Annotated in this window: 19 protein-coding genes; 17 read left to right on the plus strand and 2 right to left on the minus strand. The window is 29.0% G+C overall.

What is annotated here, in order from left to right:
• Nucleotides 1-3: 3 nt before the first annotated feature.
• The 6 genes from Q3223_RS06335 (at nt 4) to Q3223_RS06360 (ending at nt 9,889) form a co-directional block, all read left to right on the plus strand.
• Nucleotides 4-1,215 (plus strand): exonuclease SbcCD subunit D, encoded by a 1,212-nt coding sequence (locus Q3223_RS06335; RefSeq protein ID WP_407811788.1) that lies wholly within the window; start codon nt 4-6, stop codon nt 1,213-1,215.
• On the plus strand, nt 1,202-4,729 hold the full coding sequence (locus Q3223_RS06340) for an AAA family ATPase (RefSeq protein WP_074179580.1): 3,528 nt from the start codon (nt 1,202-1,204) through the stop codon (nt 4,727-4,729). Before Q3223_RS06335 ends, Q3223_RS06340 begins: the two co-directional genes overlap by 14 nt.
• A gap of 129 nt (nt 4,730-4,858) precedes the next feature.
• Nucleotides 4,859-6,112 (plus strand): HlyC/CorC family transporter, encoded by a 1,254-nt coding sequence (locus Q3223_RS06345; protein ID WP_054269593.1) that lies wholly within the window; start codon nt 4,859-4,861, stop codon nt 6,110-6,112.
• A 150-nt stretch (nt 6,113-6,262) separates the two neighbouring features.
• Nucleotides 6,263-7,315, plus strand: coding sequence for a sporulation integral membrane protein YtvI (gene ytvI, locus Q3223_RS06350; RefSeq protein ID WP_054269594.1), 1,053 nt, complete (start codon nt 6,263-6,265; stop codon nt 7,313-7,315).
• Between the two features lie 89 nt (nt 7,316-7,404).
• The gene (gene pepT, locus Q3223_RS06355) at nt 7,405-8,631 is read left to right on the plus strand and encodes a peptidase T (RefSeq protein ID WP_074179581.1); all 1,227 of its coding nucleotides are present in this window, start codon (nt 7,405-7,407) and stop codon (nt 8,629-8,631) included.
• Between the two features lie 205 nt (nt 8,632-8,836).
• On the plus strand, nt 8,837-9,889 hold the full coding sequence (locus Q3223_RS06360; RefSeq protein WP_284181759.1) for a cell wall-binding repeat-containing protein: 1,053 nt from the start codon (nt 8,837-8,839) through the stop codon (nt 9,887-9,889).
• A 172-nt stretch (nt 9,890-10,061) separates the two neighbouring features.
• On the opposite strand, the gene yfcE is transcribed toward Q3223_RS06360, so the two are convergent.
• Together yfcE and Q3223_RS06370 are read right to left on the minus strand one after the other, a co-directional pair.
• A complete protein-coding gene (yfcE, locus tag Q3223_RS06365) occupies nt 10,062-10,631 on the minus strand; it encodes a phosphodiesterase (RefSeq protein ID WP_407811789.1) in 570 nt (189 codons plus the stop codon).
• Nucleotides 10,632-10,655: 24 nt separating this feature from the next.
• Nucleotides 10,656-11,456: an NAD(+)/NADH kinase gene (locus Q3223_RS06370; RefSeq protein WP_054269598.1), complete on the minus strand. Its 801-nt coding sequence runs from the start codon at nt 11,454-11,456 to the stop codon at nt 10,656-10,658.
• Nucleotides 11,457-11,593: 137 nt separating this feature from the next.
• On the opposite strand from Q3223_RS06370, the gene Q3223_RS06375 reads away from it, so the two are divergent.
• From Q3223_RS06375 to Q3223_RS06425, 11 genes are all read left to right on the plus strand, one after another.
• On the plus strand, nt 11,594-12,454 hold the full coding sequence (locus tag Q3223_RS06375) for an ABC transporter ATP-binding protein (protein WP_054269599.1): 861 nt from the start codon (nt 11,594-11,596) through the stop codon (nt 12,452-12,454).
• The gene (locus Q3223_RS06380) at nt 12,454-13,140 is read left to right on the plus strand and encodes an ABC-2 transporter permease (protein ID WP_054269600.1); all 687 of its coding nucleotides are present in this window, start codon (nt 12,454-12,456) and stop codon (nt 13,138-13,140) included. The genes Q3223_RS06375 and Q3223_RS06380 overlap by 1 nt, the downstream gene beginning before the upstream one ends.
• Before the next feature lie 51 nt (nt 13,141-13,191).
• Entirely contained in the window at nt 13,192-13,734 is a 543-nt protein-coding gene (locus Q3223_RS06385) for a hypothetical protein (protein WP_219673554.1), read from the plus strand.
• An 87-nt stretch (nt 13,735-13,821) separates the two neighbouring features.
• A complete protein-coding gene (locus Q3223_RS06390) occupies nt 13,822-14,289 on the plus strand; it encodes a YbaK/EbsC family protein (protein WP_407811790.1) in 468 nt (155 codons plus the stop codon).
• Nucleotides 14,290-15,005: 716 nt separating this feature from the next.
• A complete protein-coding gene (locus Q3223_RS06395; RefSeq protein WP_054269603.1) occupies nt 15,006-16,142 on the plus strand; it encodes an acyl-CoA dehydrogenase in 1,137 nt (378 codons plus the stop codon).
• A gap of 55 nt (nt 16,143-16,197) precedes the next feature.
• Nucleotides 16,198-16,980 carry an electron transfer flavoprotein subunit beta/FixA family protein gene (locus Q3223_RS06400; RefSeq protein WP_054269604.1) on the plus strand — a complete coding sequence of 261 codons (783 nt, stop codon included), beginning with the start codon at nt 16,198-16,200 and terminating at the stop codon, nt 16,978-16,980.
• An 18-nt stretch (nt 16,981-16,998) separates the two neighbouring features.
• Complete coding sequence (locus tag Q3223_RS06405) at nt 16,999-18,009, plus strand: electron transfer flavoprotein subunit alpha/FixB family protein (RefSeq protein WP_054269605.1); 1,011 nt, start codon at nt 16,999-17,001, stop codon at nt 18,007-18,009.
• 18 nt (nt 18,010-18,027) lie between these two features.
• The gene (locus Q3223_RS06410; protein WP_054269606.1) at nt 18,028-18,825 is read left to right on the plus strand and encodes an enoyl-CoA hydratase-related protein; all 798 of its coding nucleotides are present in this window, start codon (nt 18,028-18,030) and stop codon (nt 18,823-18,825) included.
• Nucleotides 18,826-18,924: 99 nt separating this feature from the next.
• The gene (locus Q3223_RS06415) at nt 18,925-19,770 is read left to right on the plus strand and encodes a 3-hydroxybutyryl-CoA dehydrogenase (protein WP_021383883.1); all 846 of its coding nucleotides are present in this window, start codon (nt 18,925-18,927) and stop codon (nt 19,768-19,770) included.
• 81 nt (nt 19,771-19,851) lie between these two features.
• Complete coding sequence (locus Q3223_RS06420; RefSeq protein WP_054276199.1) at nt 19,852-21,027, plus strand: acetyl-CoA C-acetyltransferase; 1,176 nt, start codon at nt 19,852-19,854, stop codon at nt 21,025-21,027.
• Nucleotides 21,028-21,204: 177 nt separating this feature from the next.
• On the plus strand, nt 21,205-22,107 hold the full coding sequence (locus Q3223_RS06425) for an RluA family pseudouridine synthase (protein WP_054269608.1): 903 nt from the start codon (nt 21,205-21,207) through the stop codon (nt 22,105-22,107).
• The last annotated feature ends 8 nt before the right edge of the window (nt 22,108-22,115 follow it).

The following is a 22,115-nucleotide window of genomic DNA, read 5'->3' on the forward strand; positions in this document are numbered from 1 at the left end:
AAAATGAGATTTATTCATACATCAGATTGGCATCTAGGGAAATCCCTAGAGGGCCATTCTAGAATTGAAGAGCAAGCAAAGTTTTGTGAGGAATTTATAGAAATAGTAGAATCAAATGAAATAGATATGGTTGTAATTGCTGGAGATATATATGATACTTCTAATCCTCCTGCACAAGCAGAAAAACTGTTTTATCAAACTGTTTCAAAACTTGCTAATAATGGGCAAAGGTGTGTATTAATAATTTCAGGAAATCATGATAATCCAGAGAGACTTTCTGCAATAACACCTTTAGCACATGAACAGGGAATACTTATATTTGGTTATCCATCAAGTGCTACAACAAAAGCTAAGTATAGAAACTTTGAAATAACAGATGCAGTACAAGGATGCACAACACTAAATATAAATGGTGAAAGTGTTGTAATTGCTACCTTACCTTATCCAAGTGAAAAAAGATTGAATGAAGTTTTTTCGAGTGAAGATGATTTGGAAAAACAAAAAACTTATTCTGAAAAGGTAGGCAATATATTTAAAAATCTAGAAAAAAACTTTAGAAGTGATACTATAAATATAGCAGTATCACATATATTTGTAATAGGTGGAGAGAGTACTGAATCAGAAAGACCAATACAACTAGGAGGAAGTTTTTTAGTTGAAAGAAAAGACTTACCAGAAAAAGCTCAATACACTGCATTAGGACATTTGCATAAACAACAAAAAGCTTCTGAACGTTTAAATGCATATTATTCAGGTTCTCCACTTCAATATAGTAAAGATGAAAGAGCATATACTAAAGGTGCATATATAGTGGATATAAAGGCTGGTGAAAAACCAGTAATTGGGGAAGTATACTTTAATAATTATAAACCTATAGAAGTATTTAAATGTAATGGTATAGAAGAAGCTTTAGAGATATGTGAGCAAAATCAAAATAGAGATATTTGGTCATACTTTGAAATAAATACTGATGAGATAATATCACAGAATGAAATAAAAAAAATGAAGGAATTATTAAAAGACATAATAGAAATAAAACCAATAATAACATCTTGCTATGAACAAGAAAGTGTAGATATAAAAGAAAAGTCTATGGCAGAGTTATTTAAAGAATTTTATTCTTTTAGTAGAGGTGTGGAGCCAAAAGGGGAGCTTATGGATTTGTTTCTAGATATAATAAGTGAAGAGGGTGAATCAGCAGATGAGACCAATTAGGTTAGAAGTTACAGGACTTAATAGTTACATTGATAAACAAGTTATAGACTTTGAAAAGCTAATTGAAAGAGGTTTGTTTGGGATATTTGGAACTACTGGAAGTGGAAAATCTACAATTTTAGATGCAATAACCATTGCTATGTATGGAAATATCTCCAGAAATACAAAAGAATATATAAATAGTGTATGTGATAAGGCAATTATATCATATGAATTTGAGATAGGAAGTAAAAATACTAGAAGAAGATATATTGTAGATAGAACTATTGCTAGAAGCAAAACAGGAACAAAGACTTCTAATGCTAGATTAATAGAGATATTGAATGACAATACTAAAAATGTTTTAGCTGATAAGGTTGTGGAAGTAAATGAAAAGGTAGCTCAAGTTGTAGGGCTAACAGCTAATGATTTTACTAGGTCAGTAGTTTTGCCACAAGATAAATTCAATGAGTTTCTGAGATTGTCACGAGCAGATAGAAGAGACATGTTAGAGAGAATTTTCAATCTTGAGAAATATGGAAGAAGTCTTGGAGAAAAAGTAAAAAAGAGAAAAAACCTACATTTACAAAATTTAAAAGATTTAAAATCAAAATTAAGCCAATATGATGGAGTTACAGAAGAAGTATACAACAATATAAATCAAGAATTAATAGAATTAAAACAAACTGAAAAAGAGAAAAATAAAGCTTTGGATTTGGCTCAGAAATCTTATGAAGAGAGTAAAGCAGTATATGAAGAACAATTAAAACTAGAGAAAAATGAGATTAGAAAAGATGAACTTAATTTAAAAAGCAATGAGATAAAAGAAAAGACAAGTGTTGTAGAAAATGATAATAATGCAAGAAAAGTAGACCCATACATAGGCTCTGTTCAAAATCTAGAAAAAAAAATAAATGAAGATAACTTTACTGTAAGTAATTTAGAAAAGAAATTAGTGATACTAAATCAGGAACTTGAGGTCATAAAAAATAGATATGAAAAAATAAGTAGAATTAAAAATGAAGAGGTTCCTAAATTAAGTGAAGAAAAGATAAGGTTGCAACAGGCAATAAGATTAGAAGAGGAGTTAGTTTTATTAGATAAAGAGTTAAAAGAGTTAAAAGAACATGGTGTTAATTTAAATAAGAATAAAGTAGAATTAGAAAAAGTAAAACAAGAGGCTGAATCTAGAAAAGATGCAGTAATTAAGTCCATAAAAGAAGTTGAAGGAAAAATCGATAAAGTAAATATAGGTGCTGAATTAAAACAAAAGATATTTTTAGCATATGAATATGAGAAAGATTATAATAAAGTCTTAGAAGAGAAGAATCAAAAAGTAAATAAACTAGAAGAAATACTTAAAGAGACAGAAGACATAAATTTAAAAATCAGATATATCGATAAAGATAAAAATGATACAAAACGTAATTTAGAAAATTTATCTCTTCACTTAGATGTTCTTCTTAGAAAATGTCCTGGTAAGAGTGAAGATTTACTTTTAAAATCTGAATATGTAACTGAATTAAGAAATAAAGCAAACAATACTAAAGAAAATGAAATTAAGAAGAATAATATACAAGATGAATTAAAGATAGTACTAGAAAGTAAGTTTAATACTGAAAGAGAAATAAATTTACTAAATGAGAAGCTTGAAAATAATAGAAAAAATAGGGAAGACTTAGAAAAAGAACTAGAAGAGTTAAAATATTTAAATTTAGCATCAGAGCTTAGACGTGAGTTAAAAGAAAATACGCCATGCCCAGTTTGTGGGTCAAAACATCATGAAAACCATAATATAACAAAATATGATGAGAATATAGCTTTTGTCAAAGAAAAACTAGAAAAACAGGAAAAAGAAAAATTAAGTATAAGACGCAATATAGAGGAATTAAATGCTAAAGTAAGTGGATATTTATCTGTAGAAAAAATGAAAACTAAAGAATTGGAAGATGTAAAAGGAAAACTAGGTGATATTCCATCTAGTCAATTGTTAAAAAAGCTTGATGACGAACAAAGAAAACTTGCTTTGCTTAAATCTAACATTCAAGAATGGGAGAAAGAGAAAGAAGATACCGAAAATAAGATAACATTAGTTAAAGAAGAGAAGAATAAAGTTGAAAAAGAAGAACTAAAAATAAAAGAAAGCTTGAATAACTATAAGAAATTAACGAGAGACTTAAATACAGAGATAGAAAGTCTAGAAAATAAATGTAAAAAACTAAAACAGGAGTATATAGGGTTAAAGACGATTACTAAAGTTTCTAATTTATCATCAAAGGTAGAAGAAATAAGAGAAAATGAAAAAAAATTAGAATTACTAAGCACTGGATACTCCAAATTATTAAAAAATAGAGATTCATTAGACCTTAAAATAAGAGAAAATCAAAGTAAACTACATGAGATAGAGATAGAGTTAATAAGAGCTAGAGAATTATATGTAGAAAAAAAAGTGCATAGAGAAAATAAGTATAAAGAAGTTATTAACATAACTAAGGGTGATTTGGCTAAAAATCTTTTACATAATGTTGAAGAAAATATATGTAAGATATTAGAACAAGAAGAATCAAGTAGAAAAAAATTAGAAGAGCAAAGATTAGAGTATGAAAAAAATATTGCTGAAAAACACAATATAGATGGTAGACTTAAAACAGCTAGAGAACAATATAAAGAACAAAAAGTAATATTAAATGGATTATTAGCAGAAAATAAATTTGAAAGTATATATGCAGTAAAAAGAGCTTTGTTAGATGGCGATGAAATAAAAAAATTAATTGAAGAGATATTAGAATATGAAGAAGAACAAAAATTATTGACATTTAAAATAAAATCATCAAAAGAAAAATTAAATGGTAGGACTGTAAAGAAGGAATACTTTGAGCAATTAAAAGACGAGATTTATAATCTAAAAGTTGAGATAGGTAATATATCAAAAGATATTGGAGCTAATCAAAATAAGCTAATAACATTAAAAGACTCTTTAGATAAGATAAATGATTTTAATAAAGAACTTAAAGTAGTTGAACACCAGGTAGATTTATTAGAGGAATTAGATAAATGTGTGCAAGGAAACAAGTTTGTAGAATATGTTTCTACAAACCAATTAAAATATATCGCTTTGGAAGCATCAAAAAGATTGGAAAGAATAACAAAAGGAAGATATGCACTTGAAATTGATTCGACACTGAATTTTGTAATGAGAGATAATTTTAATGGAGGAGAAAGAAGAAGTATTGATACTCTATCTGGTGGAGAAACATTCTTAACTTCTCTATCACTAGCACTTGCTCTTTCATCTCAGATACAATTAAAGGGAAGTGCACCTCTAGAATTCTTCTTTTTAGATGAAGGTTTTGGCTCACTAGATAGTGAACTTTTAGAAATTGTTATAGAATCATTGGAAAGATTGCATAGTAATAATCTAAGTGTGGGTATAATAAGTCATGTCGAGGAACTTAAAAATAGAGTTCCTGTTAAGTTAATAGTTTCATCTAGTGAGGCTGGAGTAGGTTCACAAGTAAAAATTGAATATAGTTAAAAACATATGTTAATTGAATATATTATCTAATATTTCCAAAAAATATATAATTGTGATATAATTAAAACTAATATTAAAGTTATTTATAATTAATATTAATATAAAAACATGTAATTAGGAGTGTGGTAAGTGTTGGAATCGCCCAATAATTTGATTCAGATTATATTTTTAATAGTATTACTTATGGGGTCTGCATTTTTCTCAGCATCTGAAACGGCTTTAATGTCATTGAGTAAAATCAGAATCAGATATATGCAAGATGAAGGAGTTAAAGGAGCTAAGTTAGTAAGTTCATTAATAGAAAGTCCAAATAAACTTTTAAGTTCTATATTGGTTGGAAATAACGTCGTAAATATAGCAGCAACATCCATATCAACATCTTTATTTATAGGATTAATGGGAGAAAAAGGAGTGGCACTTGCTACAGCTGTGATGACAGTGTTAGTATTAATATTTGGTGAAATTACTCCAAAGACAATAGCAGCAAGTAATTCAGAAAAGGTTTCTCTATTAGTATCCAAACCTATAAAAGTAATTATATTTATATTAAGACCAATAGTATGGATATTTAACATAATCACAAGTGTTATATTTAAATTATTCGGTATAACAAATAAAGGAGCCAAATCATTCATAACTGAAGAAGAATTAAAAACCATGGTAAATGTAAGCCATGAAGAAGGCGTCCTTGAAATGGAAGAAAGAGAAATTATAAACAATGTATTTGAATTTGGAGATATGCAAGCTAAAAATGCAATGATACAAAGAATAGATATGGTAGCTATAGATATGGAAGATAGTTATGATGAGATAATACAGGTATTTAAAACTGAGAAATTGAGTAGAATGCCTGTGTATGAAGAAACTATAGATGATATTGTAGGAATACTTAATATAAAAGACATTATATTTTTATCAGATGAGGAAATAGAATCATTTGACATTAAAAACTATATGAGAGAGCCTTTCTTCACATATGAATTCAAAAAAATAACACAACTTCTTGAAGAGATGAAACTTGAAAAAAGCCAAATGGCCATAGTTGTAGATGAGTATGGTGGAACATCTGGTCTTCTAACTATAGAAGATTTAGTAGAAGTAATTGTTGGTGATATAGAGGATGAATATGATGAGGAAGAAGATGAAATACAAGTTATAAAAGAAGATGAGTATATTGTAGATGGAAGTACTAAAATTGGTGATGTTAATGAACTTATTGGTGTAAACTTAGAATCTGAAGAATTTGATTCTATAGGTGGCTTTATAATTGGACACTTGAGCAGATTGCCAGAAGAGAATGAAGTAATTGAAGTCGATAATATAAGATTTTGTATAGAGAGCATAGAAAAAAATAGAATTAAAAAAATAAGAATATATACATAATGTAATAATGTTCTTAAATTTATTATGAGTGCATGTAATGTAAAAGTTAAATTTTATATTGCATGCACTTATTTTTATTTTATATTCAAATAAAACTAGTATGAAATGGACAAAATAAAAATATAAATTAGAAGAAAGGAGATTTTTAAGATGAGCATACTAGAAAATAATTTCTTATATAAATTAAAAAATAATACCATCTTTTTTTGTATATATACATTGTTATTTGTTTTTCTTTATAAAGCTTTTCCATACATAGCCCCATTTTTTTTAGGTGGTATAATAGCACTTATGATTAATCCTATATCACAAAAGTTAGAAAATAAATTTCACATAAATAAAGGTGTATCTACGTTGGTTTTAAGTTTTCTTGCGGTTGCTATAGTTAGTACAGTTACTACAATAATAGTAATAAACTCAGTAAAAGAACTAATGGGATTTTTAAATAATGTATCAGCTAATCCTGAAGATATAAGTAATACTATTATGTATTTCTTAAATAAAGTAAACGACTTCATGAAAACATTTCAAGAAATAGCTAATTTTGATGTAGAGCAGTTAGTAAATAAATTTAGTGGTGAAGTGATGCAAATTACAAAAAATCTTCTTACAAGTATTCTTGGATTAGCCACTTCCATCCCATATATTATAATATTTATAATTACTTTGTTTATTGCTACATATTTTATAGCAAAAGATTTAGATAAAATTGAAAATAATTTTTATAATATGTTCACTACTGATGTCAGAAAGAAAGTAAAAAATGTAAAAAAAGAAGCAGGTCTTTCTCTTGTTGGATATATAAGAGCTTATACAATACTCATGGCTATAACATTTTTTGCAATTTGGGGAAGTTTTGCTTTATTTGGATTAAAATATGGTTTAATAGTAGGATTTGTGGGAGCTTTAATGGATTTAATTCCATTTCTAGGTATTATAACAATATACCTTCCAGTAATAGTTTACTATTTTCTTATAAAAAATTATTTTATAGCTATAAGTATGACTATAATATTTTTTATCTTATCTTTAATTAGAGAAATACTAGAGCCTAAACTAGTATCTGTAAATGTTGGATTAAATCCCCTGGCTACACTTGCTGCAATTTTTATTGGAATCCAAGTAAAAGGAATAATTGGCGTAATTTTTTGTTTGGGTTTGGTGTGTATGCATGATATACTTAAGAAGGTGGATATTTTTTAATTATAATAACTTAGAGTTTTTTTAAAATAAAAATTTATTCACTAATAAATAAAAAATCTCATTAATAGTATAAGAAAGAGGGTATATACGTGAAACAAAAAGTAGTAGAAAGATTTTTAAAATACGTATCATTTGATACAACATCCAATTCTCAATGTGAAAATTGTCCATCTTCAGAAGGTCAAAGAGTTTTAGCTAAGTATATAGTTGAAGAGCTAAAATCAATGGGTATTGATGATGTAAGTTTAGATGAAAATAGTTATATAATGGCTACTTTGAAGGGAAATACTGATGGTGTGGATACTATAGGGTTCATATCACATTTAGATACAATTGAAGATGTTAGTGGAAAAGATATTAAACCAAGAATAATTCAAAACTATGATGGAAAAGATATAGTTTTAAATGAAGAATTAAATGTTGTTACGTATATAAGTGATTCTCCAGAGTTAGAAGAATTTAAGGGAGATGATTTAATAGTTACTGATGGAACAACTTTACTTGGTTCTGATGATAAAGCTGGTATAGCTGAAATAGTAACTGCAATAGAATACTTAATAAATCATCCAGAAATTAAACATGGAGATATAAAAATAGGATTTACACCTGATGAAGAAATTGGTAGAGGTGCTGATTTATTTAATGTTGAAAAATTTGGAGCAAAATATGCATATACTTTAGATGGAGGAATAGTTGGAGAGCTTGAATGTGAAAACTTCAATGCAGCAAATGCAACTATTACTATACATGGTAGAAATGTTCATCCAGGGTCAGCTAAAAATAAAATGGTAAATGCTATACATATAGCTGCTGAAATATCAGGAATGTTTCCAGCAGATGAAAGACCAGAAACAACAGAGGGATATGAAGGTTTTTGGCATCTAAATTCTATAGGTGGAAATGTTGAAAATGTAAGTATGGCTTATATTATTAGAGACCATTGTAGAGAAAAGTTTGAACAGAGAAAGTCTATTATGATAGAAAATATAGCAAGAATAAATAAGAAATATGACAATAGAGTAGAATTAGACTTAAAAGATTCTTATTATAATATGAAAGAAAAAATTGAACCAGTTATGTTTATAGTTGATATAGCTAAAGATGCTATGGAGGAATTAGGTATAAAGCCACGTCTAGTTCCTGTAAGAGGAGGAACTGATGGAGCAAGATTATCTTTTAATGGATTACCTTGTCCAAATATATTTACTGGAGGATTAAACTTCCATGGTAAAAATGAATGTATACCAGTTAGTTCTATGGAGAAAGCTACTCAATTAATTATAAGAATAGCTGAAAAATATGCTGAAAGAGTTTAGTTAAAAGTATTTAAAAACTAATCATTTAAAGTTATAATAGCTATATCATTCTTTATAAGTCAAACTGATTATGAGTTTGTATTGTATTTGAGATGATATAGCTATTTTTGTAATTAGTTTTATAAAGGATAATTATTTTTAATTGTGTGTATCGATAAAAGGTACAGATAGCAATAAGTATTAATATTAAAAAGGGGGAATTATATTGAAAATTAAATCTAAAAAAATAATAGCATTTGCACTTGTAGTGGGAATTATGATACCAAGTTGTGTATATGCAGACATCACTGATAAAAATCAAAATACACAGACAGATATGAATCATTATCTTAAAAACAGAAAATCTCCAAAGGGAGAAACATTAATTGGTGAAGATAGATTTGATACAGCCATAAAAATATCTCAAAGTGGATGGAATAATGGTTCAGAGAGAGTATTTCTAGTTAATTCAAATTCATTACCAGATGCATTGGCTTCAACTCCTTTAGCTAGCAAGCTGGATGCACCAATACTACTTACTAATAAAAATAGTATACCAGATAATGTTACAGATGAAATAAAAAGACTTAATCCAGAAGAAGTTATTTTAATCGGAAGTGAAGGAGCTATTTCATCAAGTGTAAAAGAATCTCTTGAGGACATAGGAGTGTTAGTAAGCAGAATTGGTGGAGCAGATAGAGAAGAAACTTCATTACTTCTTACTAAGCAACTGGATGATACAGGAGATTTAGGTGTTTCAAAAGTAGCAGTAGTTAATGGATACAATGGGTTAGCAGATGCAACTTCAATATCAAGCCCAGCAGCAAGTGATAATATGGCTATAATATATACAAGTAAAGATAGTATAAGAAGTGGAGCAAAGAGTTTTATTACACAAAATTCAAATGAGACTTACATAATAGGTGGAGAATATAGTATAAGTAAAAACCTTGAGGGACAATTAGCCAATTCAGAAAGGCTAGCAGGTACAGATAGAAAAGATACAAATGCCAAAGTTTTAGAAAAATTTTATGGAAAATTAAGTAAAGTTAATAATATGTATTTTGCAAAAGATGGAAGTGGAAGAGAAGCTGATTTAGTTGATGGGCTTGCTGCTGGAGTATTAGCATCAAAGACAAAATCACCTGTAATCCTTGCAAGTGGAAGTTTAAGTAGTGCACAGAAAAGTTTTATAAAAAAAGTAAAGGCTGATAAATTTGTGCAAGTTGGTGGAGGTAAGAATAGTAAACCATATACAGAAGCATTAGAATTACAGTAATATAGATAAATCAATAACAACATATAATAAAAACAAGTAAACTAAGTTAGATTTAATTAGAGGTCTAGGATATTATCTTTAAAGTTCTAATTAAGATATAAATAGCAGAGTTTACTTGTTTTTTTTGTTCATTTAAAAGAATTAAGTTTGATTTATTTTTATTGAAAGTTTATTATTCGTTAATATTTATTATATTTCCAGTATTGATGTCAACTAAGTTGATATCAAGTTCAAGTTCATCTTCATCATCAGTTTTTATAATATCTATAATTGCTACAGAGTGGCTTCCATCTTTAGGAATAGAAGTACTTCCTGGATTTATAACTATTAAATTATCATCCATATATAGTTTCTTTATATGGGTATGACCTAAAACCAATATGTCAGCACCCATTTTTTTTGCCTTGTCAATAATTTCTTCTTCTGATTCTGTATAGCCATGATTTAATATAATTCTAATTTCACCAAATTGACTCATGACATAAGGACTTTGAATAGGATGTTCTATTACCATCTGGTCAACATCTGCATCACAGTTTCCTTTTACAATCATAATATTATCTAACTTATTTAATACTTCGATAAATTTTTTAGGATTGTATCCTTCTGGAATCTCATTTCTAGGTCCATGATATAGGACATCTCCACCATGTAAGAGAATATCACAATCAGATAATACATTTAATGCTTTTTCAAAGTAAAGCAAGCTACCATGAGTATCACTTATTATTCCTATTTTCATATTTAAAATCCTCCTAAGTGCAGTCTATAAAAATTTTTCAGATACTCTATGCCAAAACTCATAATTTGACATCCTAAGTAATTTTATTTTTGCATCAGATATACTAACTTTTATATTTTCGATTTGTCTAAATCTGTGTTCAACTCCATCAACTACAATTAATACTGAATCTTCAAATCTGTATTCTGGTGCAATTTTTATAATAGATTCATTTGAACATATTATACTTGATGTAAAACACCTATATGCGTTGGTGTTTATTGGGTGTAAAGGTGTAATCTGCATAAGTTCAAGATTTATATCAACAATACTACCTCCGGCAGAATAGTTATAGGCTGTTGAACCTGTGGAAGTAGAAATAATCATACCATCTCCACTAAAATTTTGTATGTGTCTATTATCAAGGTTTAAATTTAGGTGTATAGTCCTAGACTTGTCCCCCCTTATAACAACCTCATTTACAGCAAGCATGTTAGAGCCACTAGTAGTTGTGTATACTTCAGCATTAAGAAGTGACATTTCTTGAATAATATAATCTTTTTTTAGATAAGCTTCAATAAAGTTATCGATTTTATCTGGTAAAATATCAGGAAAAAAACCTAGATGTCCTGTATTTATACCCATTATAGGAATTTCAGGAAAATCGAAATCTCTAACTGTCCTTAAAAAAGAGCCATCACCGCCAATTGATATAATGAGCTCTGTATCTGGATAAACATCTGAATACACTTCAAAACCAGCATTGGTAAGTTTTCTAGTTAAGAGTTCTTTAGTCTCAAGGGACTTATTTAATTGGTTTGTATTTATAGTTATAATTCTTTTCATATATTCACCTCTTCATACTTTGTATTATAACATAGTTTTATAATTCTTAATTTATAAATTTATAAATGACCTAGCTTGTTGTGAATGTGTTAAAATATGTATAGGCGGGTATAAAAACATACATAAGAGGTGAAGATGTGTTTGAAGTAAAGAATATCACAAAAAAATTAGGCAAATTCAAGTTGAATGATATAAACTTGAAGCTAAATGAAGGGGATATTGTCGGCATTATAGGTCCAAATGGCTCAGGGAAGACGACTTTAATAAAAATTATAATGGGAATTATTGATGCAGATGAAGGAGAAATTAAACTTTGTGATGAGACTATTGACGATTCTCCAATAAGTTTTAAAAACAATATTGGTTTTGTATATGATTCTTTACAATTTTATCCACACTTAAAGGTTAAAGAATTTAGAAGAATAGTATCATTGTTTTATAGTGATTTTGATAGAGAAAGATTTGATGAATATCTTAAAAAATTTGACATAGAAGAAAATATGCATATTAAGAATTTATCTAAAGGTCAATCTGAGAAACTTATGTTGTCAAATGCACTTAGTCATAATGCTAAATTATTGATTTTGGATGAGCCAACTGCCGGAATAGACCCAATTGTAAGGTCTGAAATAATGCAGTACTTAAAAGATTTCGTAAAAAATGGAAACAGCAGTGTAATAATTTCTACTCATAACACTGATAATTTAATTAAAGTTGCTGATTATCTCGTTTTCATAAACAAAGGAAATCAGATTTTTACAGTTAAGAAAGATTTAATAGAACAGGAATATAAAATAATTAGAGCAAATAAAGCAGAATTAGAAGAAATTAAAGAAAATATAGTTGGGGTAAAAGAGTATAAATATTATAATGAGGCACTTGTTAAAGTTGGAGACAGTTTGAAAATAAAAAGTTTGTTGGTAGAAATTGATAAGCATAAGGTCAAAAATCCTACTATAGAAGAACTAATGTATTATTATGTAAATGAGGTGAAATAATGTTTAATTTAATAAGGAAAGATTTAATAATAGGAATTAGTTCAGATGGTATACGGAATTTAAAGTACATAGTATTATTTTTTGTTTTTTATTTTTTCCTTAATTCAATTTCATATTATACAGTAAGTATTGTTGTGAGTTATCTAATGTTTATAAATACATTTGAGTGTGATTATGAAAATGATTCAAGGATTTTTATAAGAAGTATGCCAGTTAGTATAGAAGATATAGTATACTCAAAATATTTATTAGGTGTGGGTTTAATAATTTCTGTAACAATAGTTGTGTCTTTAATAAGCAAATTGACATCACTAGTATTTTTCAGAAATATGGTTTTAAATGATGTATTTTTCTCTATAAATATATTCTTAGCAATTTTAGCGATTTTACTTCCTTTAATTTTTAAATTTGGATATGGCAAAATGAAAGTTTGTAGTCTAATAATAAGTATTTTAATCTACTTTGCATATGGGGGTCTTTTAAAGACGATTAGCATGGTTGTATATCAAGTAAAGCATTTTAATTATAGTAAAATTGGAGGAGTATATCTTTCAAATTATGTAACTGATATGGTTAATACTAAATACATAAACCTGTATAGCATTACGTTTTTAACAATAATAATTTTTATAATATCGATGTATTTTTCTATTAAGATTTCAAAAAAGAATAAGTTTAATTATTAAAATTTAAATTAATATTATAGCACAATAGCACAAAATATAAGGAGACTAGAAATGAATAAGTTTATAAAGGTTTCATTTTTTATTTTTGGGATTTTTACAATATTCATAGCTATAAATAAATTAGTATATAGAGATATGGTAAGTGTCAAAGATTATGAAATAAATCATTTAGAGGAAATTGGTTTTGATTTTGATAGCAGGAGAAGTAGAGATGTTGGTACTATTGTAAGATTTAAAATAAGTAATAATAGTAGATATAGTTATAGGCTAAGAAGTGCTAAAATGAAGTTTGAAAACTGTGTAGAAAATAAAAAAGGAATAAATAAATGTTCTTCATATGTAAATATAGATTTATCTAATGAAAAAAATTCTGTAACTGAAAAAACTCTAAAATATGGAATAAAGCCAAATAATCAAGGTTATGTTGACTTTATAATTCCAAAAGGGTTAAGTTTTGATTATAGATACTTTAATCAGTCTAGCATGAGTGTCGAATATAAGGGAGAATACATTGTCGATATTCCAATGGCAGAAGGTTTATATTTAGTAGTTGGCAAAAATAATGATATATGGAACTCTACTATTATGGAATAATTTTTAAAAATTGAAAAATCAACCAATCATATATATAATTAAGAATAATATGAGGTTTATAAACATTCAGATTAGGAGGGGTATTTGATGTCAATAAGTAATGTAAGAGAGTATTTTAAAGGATTTGGAAGAGAAGAAAGTATATTGGAGTTTGAACAATCTAGTGCTACTGTAGAGCTTGCAGCTGAAGCAGCAGGTGTTATTCCAGCAAGGATAGCTAAGACACTTTCATTTAAGATAGGTGATGATGCAATATTAGTTGTAACAGCTGGAGATGCTAAGATTGATAATAAGAAATATAAGGCTGAATTTAGTTGTAAAGCAAAGATGTTGACACCAGAAGAAGTGTTAGAGTTTACTGGACATGCTATTGGAGGTGTTTGCCCATTTGGTTTAAAGAATCCTTTAAAAGTTTATTTAGATGACTCAATGAAAAGATTTGATACAGTGTTTCCTGCATGTGGAAGTAGTAATTCTGCAATAGAACTTACTTGTGATGAAATGGAGAAGTTCTCTAATTGTGAAAAATGGGTGGATGTTTGTAAGAATTGGTAAAAAATATAGTAAATTATAGTAGAAGTTTGTAAAAAACTATCCCTGTATAAATCGTATACAGGGATAGTTTTTTTGATGAAATATTTATAAATCTAATGGGAAAATCTAATTTAAACTAATAATCCAAAATATAGTTAAAAAATTCTGATTTTTCTTCTAAATTAAAAAAAAATGACAAAAAAATGGAAAAAATGTAGTAAATATTGTTAAAAAAATAATTAGAAATTATTGAAAAATTATCCTTTGAGTGATACTATTATAAATGTAAGATATTTAAAAAACAAAATAATCATAGAAAAACAAGATTATTTAGCTCTATTAAAATAATTTTGATATGATAAAAAGATTTTATATGGGTTAAAAATAGTAGTGAAAGTAGCAATTTATATACTCTTTACTATTGAAATACCCTAAAAGTAAATATCATAAACAAATTATTTTATCTATGACCATTGTGAGAGAAGTTTTATTTTAGCTTGAAATTTCACAAAATTCCAAAAAGCGAGATTTTTTTTAAGTATAGTTGATTTTAAATTAACAATTTATAATTAAATTAATGTCATAATTGGTTAGTATAATTGCATATAAATATAGAGCTGACTTTAATTAAGGTTATAAATTTCTCGACGTATGTTCAAATACTTTATTATAGATGCTGCCGAGATTTTAATTAATAAATGAAAATAAAATATTTATAAAATACTGAGGAGGCTATTATGGATTTAAATTCTAAAAAATATCAGATGCTTAAAGAGTTATATGCAAGCTTCGCTGAAAATGAAGTTAAACCTTTAGCAACAGAACTTGATGAAGAAGAAAGATTTCCATACGAAACAGTGGAAAAAATGGCAAAAGCAGGAATGATGGGTATACCATATCCAAAAGAGTATGGTGGAGAAGGTGGAGATACTGTAGGATACATAATGGCAGTTGAGGAATTGTCTAGAGTTTGTGGTACTACAGGAGTTATCTTATCAGCTCATACATCTCTTGGTTCTTGGCCTATATATCAATATGGTAACGAAGAACAAAAACAAAAATTCTTAAAGCCATTAGCAAGTGGGGAAAAATTAGGAGCATTTGGTCTTACTGAACCTAATGCTGGAACAGATGCGTCTGGACAACAAACAACTGCTGTTTTAGATGGAGATGAATACATACTTAATGGCTCAAAAATATTTATAACAAATGCAATAGCTGGTGATATATATGTAGTGATGGCAATGACTGATAAGTCTAAAGGGAACAGAGGAATATCAGCATTTATAGTTGAAAAAGGAACTCCTGGATTTAGCTTTGGGGTTAAAGAAAAGAAAATGGGTATAAGAGGTTCTGCTACTAGCGAATTAATATTTGAAGATTGTAGAATACCTAAAGAAAATTTACTTGGAAAAGAAGGACAAGGATTTAAGATAGCAATGTCTACTCTTGATGGTGGTAGAATTGGTATAGCAGCACAAGCTTTAGGTTTAGCACAAGGAGCTCTTGATGAAACAGTTAAATATGTAAAAGAAAGAGTACAATTTGGTAGACCACTATCAAAATTCCAAAATACACAATTCCAATTAGCTGATATGGAAGTTAAAATACAAGCGGCTAGACATCTTGTATATCAAGCAGCTATAAACAAAGATGAAGGAAAACCTTATGGAGTAGAAGCAGCGATGGCAAAACTATTTGCAGCTGAAACAGCTATGGAAGTTACTACAAAGGCTGTACAACTTCATGGTGGATATGGATACACTCGTGACTATCCAGTAGAAAGAATGATGAGAGATGCTAAGATAACTGAAATATATGAAGGAACTAGTGAAGTTCAAAGAATGGTTATTTCAGGAAAATTATTAAAATAGATAAATACAATATACACAATAGGTCGATATTAAAATAGATATGGAGGAAGGATTTATGAATATAGTCGTTTGTATAAAACAAGTTCCAGATACAACAGAAGTTAAACTAGATCCTAATACAGGTACTTTAATTAGAGATGGAGTACCAAGTATAATAAACCCTGATGATAAAGCAGGTCTAGAGGAAGCTATAAGATTAAAAGAAGAAATGGGTGCTCATGTAACTGTTATAACAATGGGACCTCCTCAAGCAGATATGGCTTTAAAAGAAGCTTTAGCAATGGGTGCAGATAGAGGAATATTATTAACAGATAGAGCATTTGCAGGTGCTGATACTTGGGCGACTTCATCAGCATTAGCAGGAGCATTAAAAAATATAGACTTTGATATTATAATAGCTGGAAGACAGGCTATAGATGGAGATACTGCACAAGTTGGTCCTCAAATAGCTGAACATTTAAAACTTCCATCAATAACATATGCTGAAGAAATAAAAACTGAAGGTGAATATGTATTAGTAAAAAGACAATTTGAAGATTGTTGTCATGACTTAAAAGTTAAAATGCCATGCCTTATAACAACTCTTAAAGATATGAACACACCAAGATACATGAAGGTTGGAAGAATATACGATGCATTTGAAAATGATGTAGTAGAAACTTGGACTGTAAAAGATATAGAAGTTGACCCTACTAATTTAGGTCTTAAAGGTTCTCCAACTAGTGTATTTAAATCATTTACAAAATCAGTTAAACCAGCTGGCACAATATACAATGAAGATGCAAAAACATCAGCTGGAATTGTAATAGATAAATTAAAAGAGAAGTTTATCATATAATTTAAGGGGGGATAAAGAATGGGTAACGTTTTAGTAGTAATAGAACAAAGAGAAAATGTAATTCAAACCGTTTCTTTAGAATTGCTAGGAAAGGCTACAGAAATAGCAAAAGATTATGATACAAAAGTTTCTGCATTACTTTTAGGAAGTAAAGTAGAAGGTTTAATAGATACATTAGCACACTATGGAGCAGATGAAGTAATTGTAGTTGATGATGAAGCTTTAGCAGTGTATACAACTGAACCATATACAAAAGCAGCTTATGAAGCAATAAAAGCAGCTGACCCAATCGTTGTACTATTTGGAGCAACTTCAATAGGTAGAGATTTAGCTCCTAGAGTATCTGCTAGAATACATACAGGACTTACTGCTGACTGTACAGGTCTTGCAGTAGCTGAGGATACAAAATTATTATTAATGACAAGACCTGCTTTTGGTGGAAATATAATGGCAACAATAGTTTGTAAAGATTTCAGACCTCAAATGTCTACAGTTAGACCAGGAGTTATGAAGAAAAATGAAATCGATGAAACTAAAGAAGCTGTAATCAATCGTTTTAAAGTAGAATTTACTGAAGCTGACAAATTAGTTCAAGTTGTAGAAGTAATAAAAGAAGCTAAAAAACAAGTTAAGATAGAAGATGCTAAGATACTAGTTTCTGCAGGACGTGGAATGGGTGGAAAAGAAAACTTAGACGTACTTTATGAATTAGCTGAAATCATAGGTGGAGAAGTTTCTGGTTCTCGTGCCACTATAGATGCAGGATGGTTAGACAAAGCAAGACAAGTTGGTCAAACTGGTAAAACTGTAAGACCAGACCTTTATATAGCATGTGGTATATCTGGAGCAATACAGCATATAGCTGGTATGGAAGATGCTGAGTTTATAGTTGCTATAAACAAAAATCCAGAAGCTCCAATATTTAAATATGCTGATGTTGGTATAGTTGGAGATGTTCATAAAGTACTTCCAGAACTTATCAGTCAATTAAGTGTTGCAAAAGAAAAAGGTGAAGTTTTAGCTAACTAATTTCTTGGGGAGGATATTATGAGTACAAGTGATGTTAAAGTTTATGAGAATGTAGCTGTTGAAGTAAATGGAAATATATGCACAGTGAAAATGAATAGACCTAAAGCCCTTAATGCAATAAATTCTAAAACTTTAGAAGAACTTTATGAAATATTTGTAGATATTAATAATGATGAAACTATTGATGTTGTAATATTGACAGGGGAAGGAAAAGCATTTGTAGCTGGAGCAGATATTGCATATATGAAAGATTTAGATGCTGTAGCTGCTAAAGATTTTAGTGGCCTAGGAGCAAAAGCTTGTGGAGAAATAGAAAATAGCAAAAAAGTAGTAATAGCTGCTGTAAATGGATTTGCTTTAGGTGGAGGATGCGAACTTGCAATGGCATGTGATATAAGAATTGCATCTGCTAAAGCTAAATTTGGTCAACCAGAAGTAACTCTTGGAATAACTCCAGGATATGGAGGAACTCAAAGACTTACAAGATTGGTTGGGATGGCAAAAGCAAAGGAACTAATCTTTACAGGTCAAGTTATAAAAGCTGATGAAGCTGAAAAAATAGGGCTAGTAAATAGAGTAGTTGAGCCAGAAGTTTTAATGGAAGAAGTTGAAAAATTAGCTAAGGTAATAGCTAAAAATGCTCAACTTGCAGTTAGATACTCTAAAGAAGCAATACAACTTGGTGCTCAAACTGATATAAATACTGGAATAGATATAGAATCTAATTTATTTGGTCTTTGTTTCTCAACTAAGGACCAAAAAGAAGGAATGTCAGCTTTTATTGAAAAAAGAGAAGCGAACTTTATAAAAGGGTAAAAAATCTAATTAAAAATATATTTGCTGTTAACTAGATTAAATAAATATTTTAATCTAGTTAGCAGAATATAAATACTAAAATAACAGGAGGTTATAACTATGAAATTAGCTGTAATAGGTAGTGGAACTATGGGAAGTGGTATTGTACAAACTTTTGCAAGTTGTGGTCATGATGTATGTTTAAAGAGTAGAACTCAAGGTGCTATAGATAAATGTTTAGGCTTATTAGATAAAAATTTAACTAAGTTAGTTACTAAAGGAAAAATGGATGAAGCTACAAAAGCAGAAATATTAAGTCATGTTAGTTCAACTACTAACTATGAAGACTTAAAAGATATGGATTTAATAATAGAAGCATCTGTGGAAGATATGAACATAAAGAAAGATGTTTTCAAATTATTAGATGAGTTATGCAAAGAAGATACTATTTTAGCAACAAATACTTCATCTTTATCTATAACAGAAATAGCTTCTTCTACTACTAGACCAGATAAAGTTATAGGAATGCATTTCTTCAATCCAGTTCCTATGATGAAATTAGTTGAGGTTATAAGCGGTCAGTTAACATCAAAAGTTACTTTTGATACAGTATTTGAACTATCTAAGAGTATCAATAAAGTGCCAGTAGATGTATCTGAATCTCCTGGATTTGTAGTAAACAGAATACTTATACCTATGATAAATGAAGCTGTTGGTATATATGCAGATGGCGTTGCAAGTAAAGAAGAAATAGATGAAGCTATGAAATTAGGAGCAAACCATCCAATGGGACCACTAGCATTAGGTGACTTAATAGGATTAGACGTTGTTTTAGCTATAATGAACGTTCTATATACTGAATTTGGAGATACTAAGTATAGACCACATCCACTTTTAGCTAAAATGGTTAGAGCTAATCAGTTAGGAAGAAAAACTAAGATAGGATTCTATGATTACAATAAATAAGAGTTTAGAAATTTAAATAGTATTGTTTAAGAAATAATTTCGGAAATCTGATAAAAATCTAATTTAATGGGGGTAATGAATATGAGAGAAGTAGTAATTGCCAGTGCAGCTAGAACAGCAGTAGGAAGTTTTGGAGGAGCATTTAAATCAGTTTCAGCAGTAGACTTAGGAATAACAGCTGCTAAAGAAGCTATAAAAAGAGCGAATATAACTCCAGATATGATAGATGAATCACTTTTAGGAGGAGTACTTACAGCTGGTCTTGGACAAAATGTAGCAAGACAAATAGCATTAGGTGCAGGAATACCAGTAGAAAAACCAGCTATGACTATAAATATAGTTTGTGGTTCTGGATTAAGATCTGTTTCAATGGCATCTCAACTTATAGCATTAGGTGATGCTGATATAATGCTAGTTGGTGGAGCTGAAAACATGAGTATGTCTCCTTATTTAGTACCAAGTGCTAGATACGGTGCAAGAATGGGTGATGCTGCTTTTGTTGATTCAATGATAAAAGATGGATTATCAGACATATTCAATAACTACCACATGGGTATTACTGCTGAAAATATAGCAGAACAATGGAATATAACTAGAGAAGAACAAGATGAGCTAGCTCTTGCAAGCCAAAACAAAGCTGAAAAAGCTCAAGCTGAAGGAAAATTTGACGAAGAAATAGTTCCAGTTGTTATAAAAGGTAGAAAAGGCGACACTATAGTAGATAAAGATGAATATATAAAAGCTGGTACTACAATGGAGAAACTTGCTAAATTAAGACCAGCATTTAAGAAAGATGGAACAGTTACTGCTGGTAACGCATCAGGAATCAATGATGGTGCTGCTATGTTAGTAGTAATGGCTAAGGAAAAAGCTGAAGAATTAGGAATAGAGCCTCTTGCTACTATAGTTTCTTATGGAACAGCTGGTGTTGACCCTAAGATAATGGGATATGGACCAGTTCCAGCAACTAAAAAAGCTTTAGAAGCTGCTAATATGACTATAGAAGATATAGATTTAGTTGAAGCTAATGAAGCATTTGCTGCTCAATCTATAGCTGTAGTAAAAGACTTGAATATAGACATGGCTAAAGTTAATGTTAATGGTGGAGCAATAGCTATAGGGCATCCAATAGGTTGTTCAGGAGCAAGAATACTTACTACACTTCTATATGAAATGAAGAGAAGAGATGCTAAAACTGGTTTAGCTACACTTTGTATAGGTGGTGGAATGGGAACTACACTAATAGTTAAAAGATAGTTCTAAATTATAATCTTTTAAAATTAAATATTTAAACATGAATGTAACCTGTAAGAGTAACTATTCGTTATTCTTACAGGTTTTTATAGTTAAAAATAATTATTATCTATTAAACAAAAATAGTGTAAAATATATAATATCATGATTTTGAAGATATAAAAGAAAGTAGGTAAAGGATTGTTTAAAAAAGAAAATCAAAGATATAATATAATATCATATACAAATGAAGAAGAAATGACTTTAAAAGAAGTTTTATTGGACAAACTGAATTTCTCAGTTAGGTCATTATCAAAAATGAAGAGAGAAAAGAGTGTTCTAGTAAATGGAGTATATAAAAAACCAAGCATAAAAGTATATTGTGGTGATTTGATAGAGGTAAAAATAGAAGAAGAAAAAGCAAAATTTGAACCTCAAGATTTAAATTTGCAAATAATATATGATGACTTTGATATAATCATGGTAAATAAACCTCCATTTATGGTAGTTCATCCAACCAAAAGCCACTATGATAAAACAATAGCAAATGGTGTCAGTTACTATATAGATAATCAAAAGGAAAATGTAAAAATACGATTTGTAAATAGGTTAGATATGAATACATCAGGACTTGTCATAGTAGCTAAAAATGCTTATGCACATCACACTTTGTCTATAGCAATGAGTGAAAATAAGGTTAAAAAAACTTATATAACAGTAGTTGATGGAATTATAGAAGAAGATGAAGGAACTATAAATGAACCGATTTATAGACAAACAGAGGACTCCATAAAGAGAATAATAGATGAAAGAGGACAGGTATCTATTACTCATTATAAGGTGATAGAGAGATTAAAAAATGCAACTGTACTAGAAGTAAGTTTAGAAACTGGTAGAACACATCAAATAAGGGTTCATATGGCTCATATAGGGCATGGAATAATAGGTGATGAGTTATATGGTTGTGTAGATGAAAATCTTATAGATAGGCAAGCACTTCATGCTTATGAGTTGGAGTTTGAGCAACCAAGAACAAAAGAAAAATTGAAATTTAAAGCAGATATACCAAAGGATATGAAAGAGTTAATATCGAAATTAAGATAATGGGGTGA

This window comes from Clostridioides sp. GD02367 (assembly GCF_045900275.1).
Taxonomy (GTDB): domain Bacteria; phylum Bacillota; class Clostridia; order Peptostreptococcales; family Peptostreptococcaceae; genus Clostridioides; species Clostridioides difficile_A.

Excerpts from the sequence above, each read along its gene's own strand:
- Q3223_RS06335 (WP_407811788.1), top strand. The coding sequence starts at position 4 with ATGAGATTTATTCATACATCAGATTGGCATCTAGGGAAATCCCTAGAG.
- Q3223_RS06340 (WP_074179580.1), top strand. The coding sequence starts at position 1,202 with ATGAGACCAATTAGGTTAGAAGTTACAGGACTTAATAGTTACATTGAT.
- ytvI (WP_054269594.1), top strand. The coding sequence starts at position 6,263 with ATGAGCATACTAGAAAATAATTTCTTATATAAATTAAAAAATAATACC.
- yfcE (WP_407811789.1), bottom strand. The coding sequence starts at position 10,631 with ATGAAAATAGGAATAATAAGTGATACTCATGGTAGCTTGCTTTACTTT.
- Q3223_RS06370 (WP_054269598.1), bottom strand. The coding sequence starts at position 11,456 with ATGAAAAGAATTATAACTATAAATACAAACCAATTAAATAAGTCCCTT.
- Q3223_RS06380 (WP_054269600.1), top strand. The coding sequence starts at position 12,454 with ATGTTTAATTTAATAAGGAAAGATTTAATAATAGGAATTAGTTCAGAT.
- Q3223_RS06385 (WP_219673554.1), top strand. The coding sequence starts at position 13,192 with ATGAATAAGTTTATAAAGGTTTCATTTTTTATTTTTGGGATTTTTACA.
- Q3223_RS06390 (WP_407811790.1), top strand. The coding sequence starts at position 13,822 with ATGTCAATAAGTAATGTAAGAGAGTATTTTAAAGGATTTGGAAGAGAA.
- Q3223_RS06395 (WP_054269603.1), top strand. The coding sequence starts at position 15,006 with ATGGATTTAAATTCTAAAAAATATCAGATGCTTAAAGAGTTATATGCA.
- Q3223_RS06400 (WP_054269604.1), top strand. The coding sequence starts at position 16,198 with ATGAATATAGTCGTTTGTATAAAACAAGTTCCAGATACAACAGAAGTT.
- Q3223_RS06405 (WP_054269605.1), top strand. The coding sequence starts at position 16,999 with ATGGGTAACGTTTTAGTAGTAATAGAACAAAGAGAAAATGTAATTCAA.
- Q3223_RS06410 (WP_054269606.1), top strand. The coding sequence starts at position 18,028 with ATGAGTACAAGTGATGTTAAAGTTTATGAGAATGTAGCTGTTGAAGTA.
- Q3223_RS06415 (WP_021383883.1), top strand. The coding sequence starts at position 18,925 with ATGAAATTAGCTGTAATAGGTAGTGGAACTATGGGAAGTGGTATTGTA.
- Q3223_RS06420 (WP_054276199.1), top strand. The coding sequence starts at position 19,852 with ATGAGAGAAGTAGTAATTGCCAGTGCAGCTAGAACAGCAGTAGGAAGT.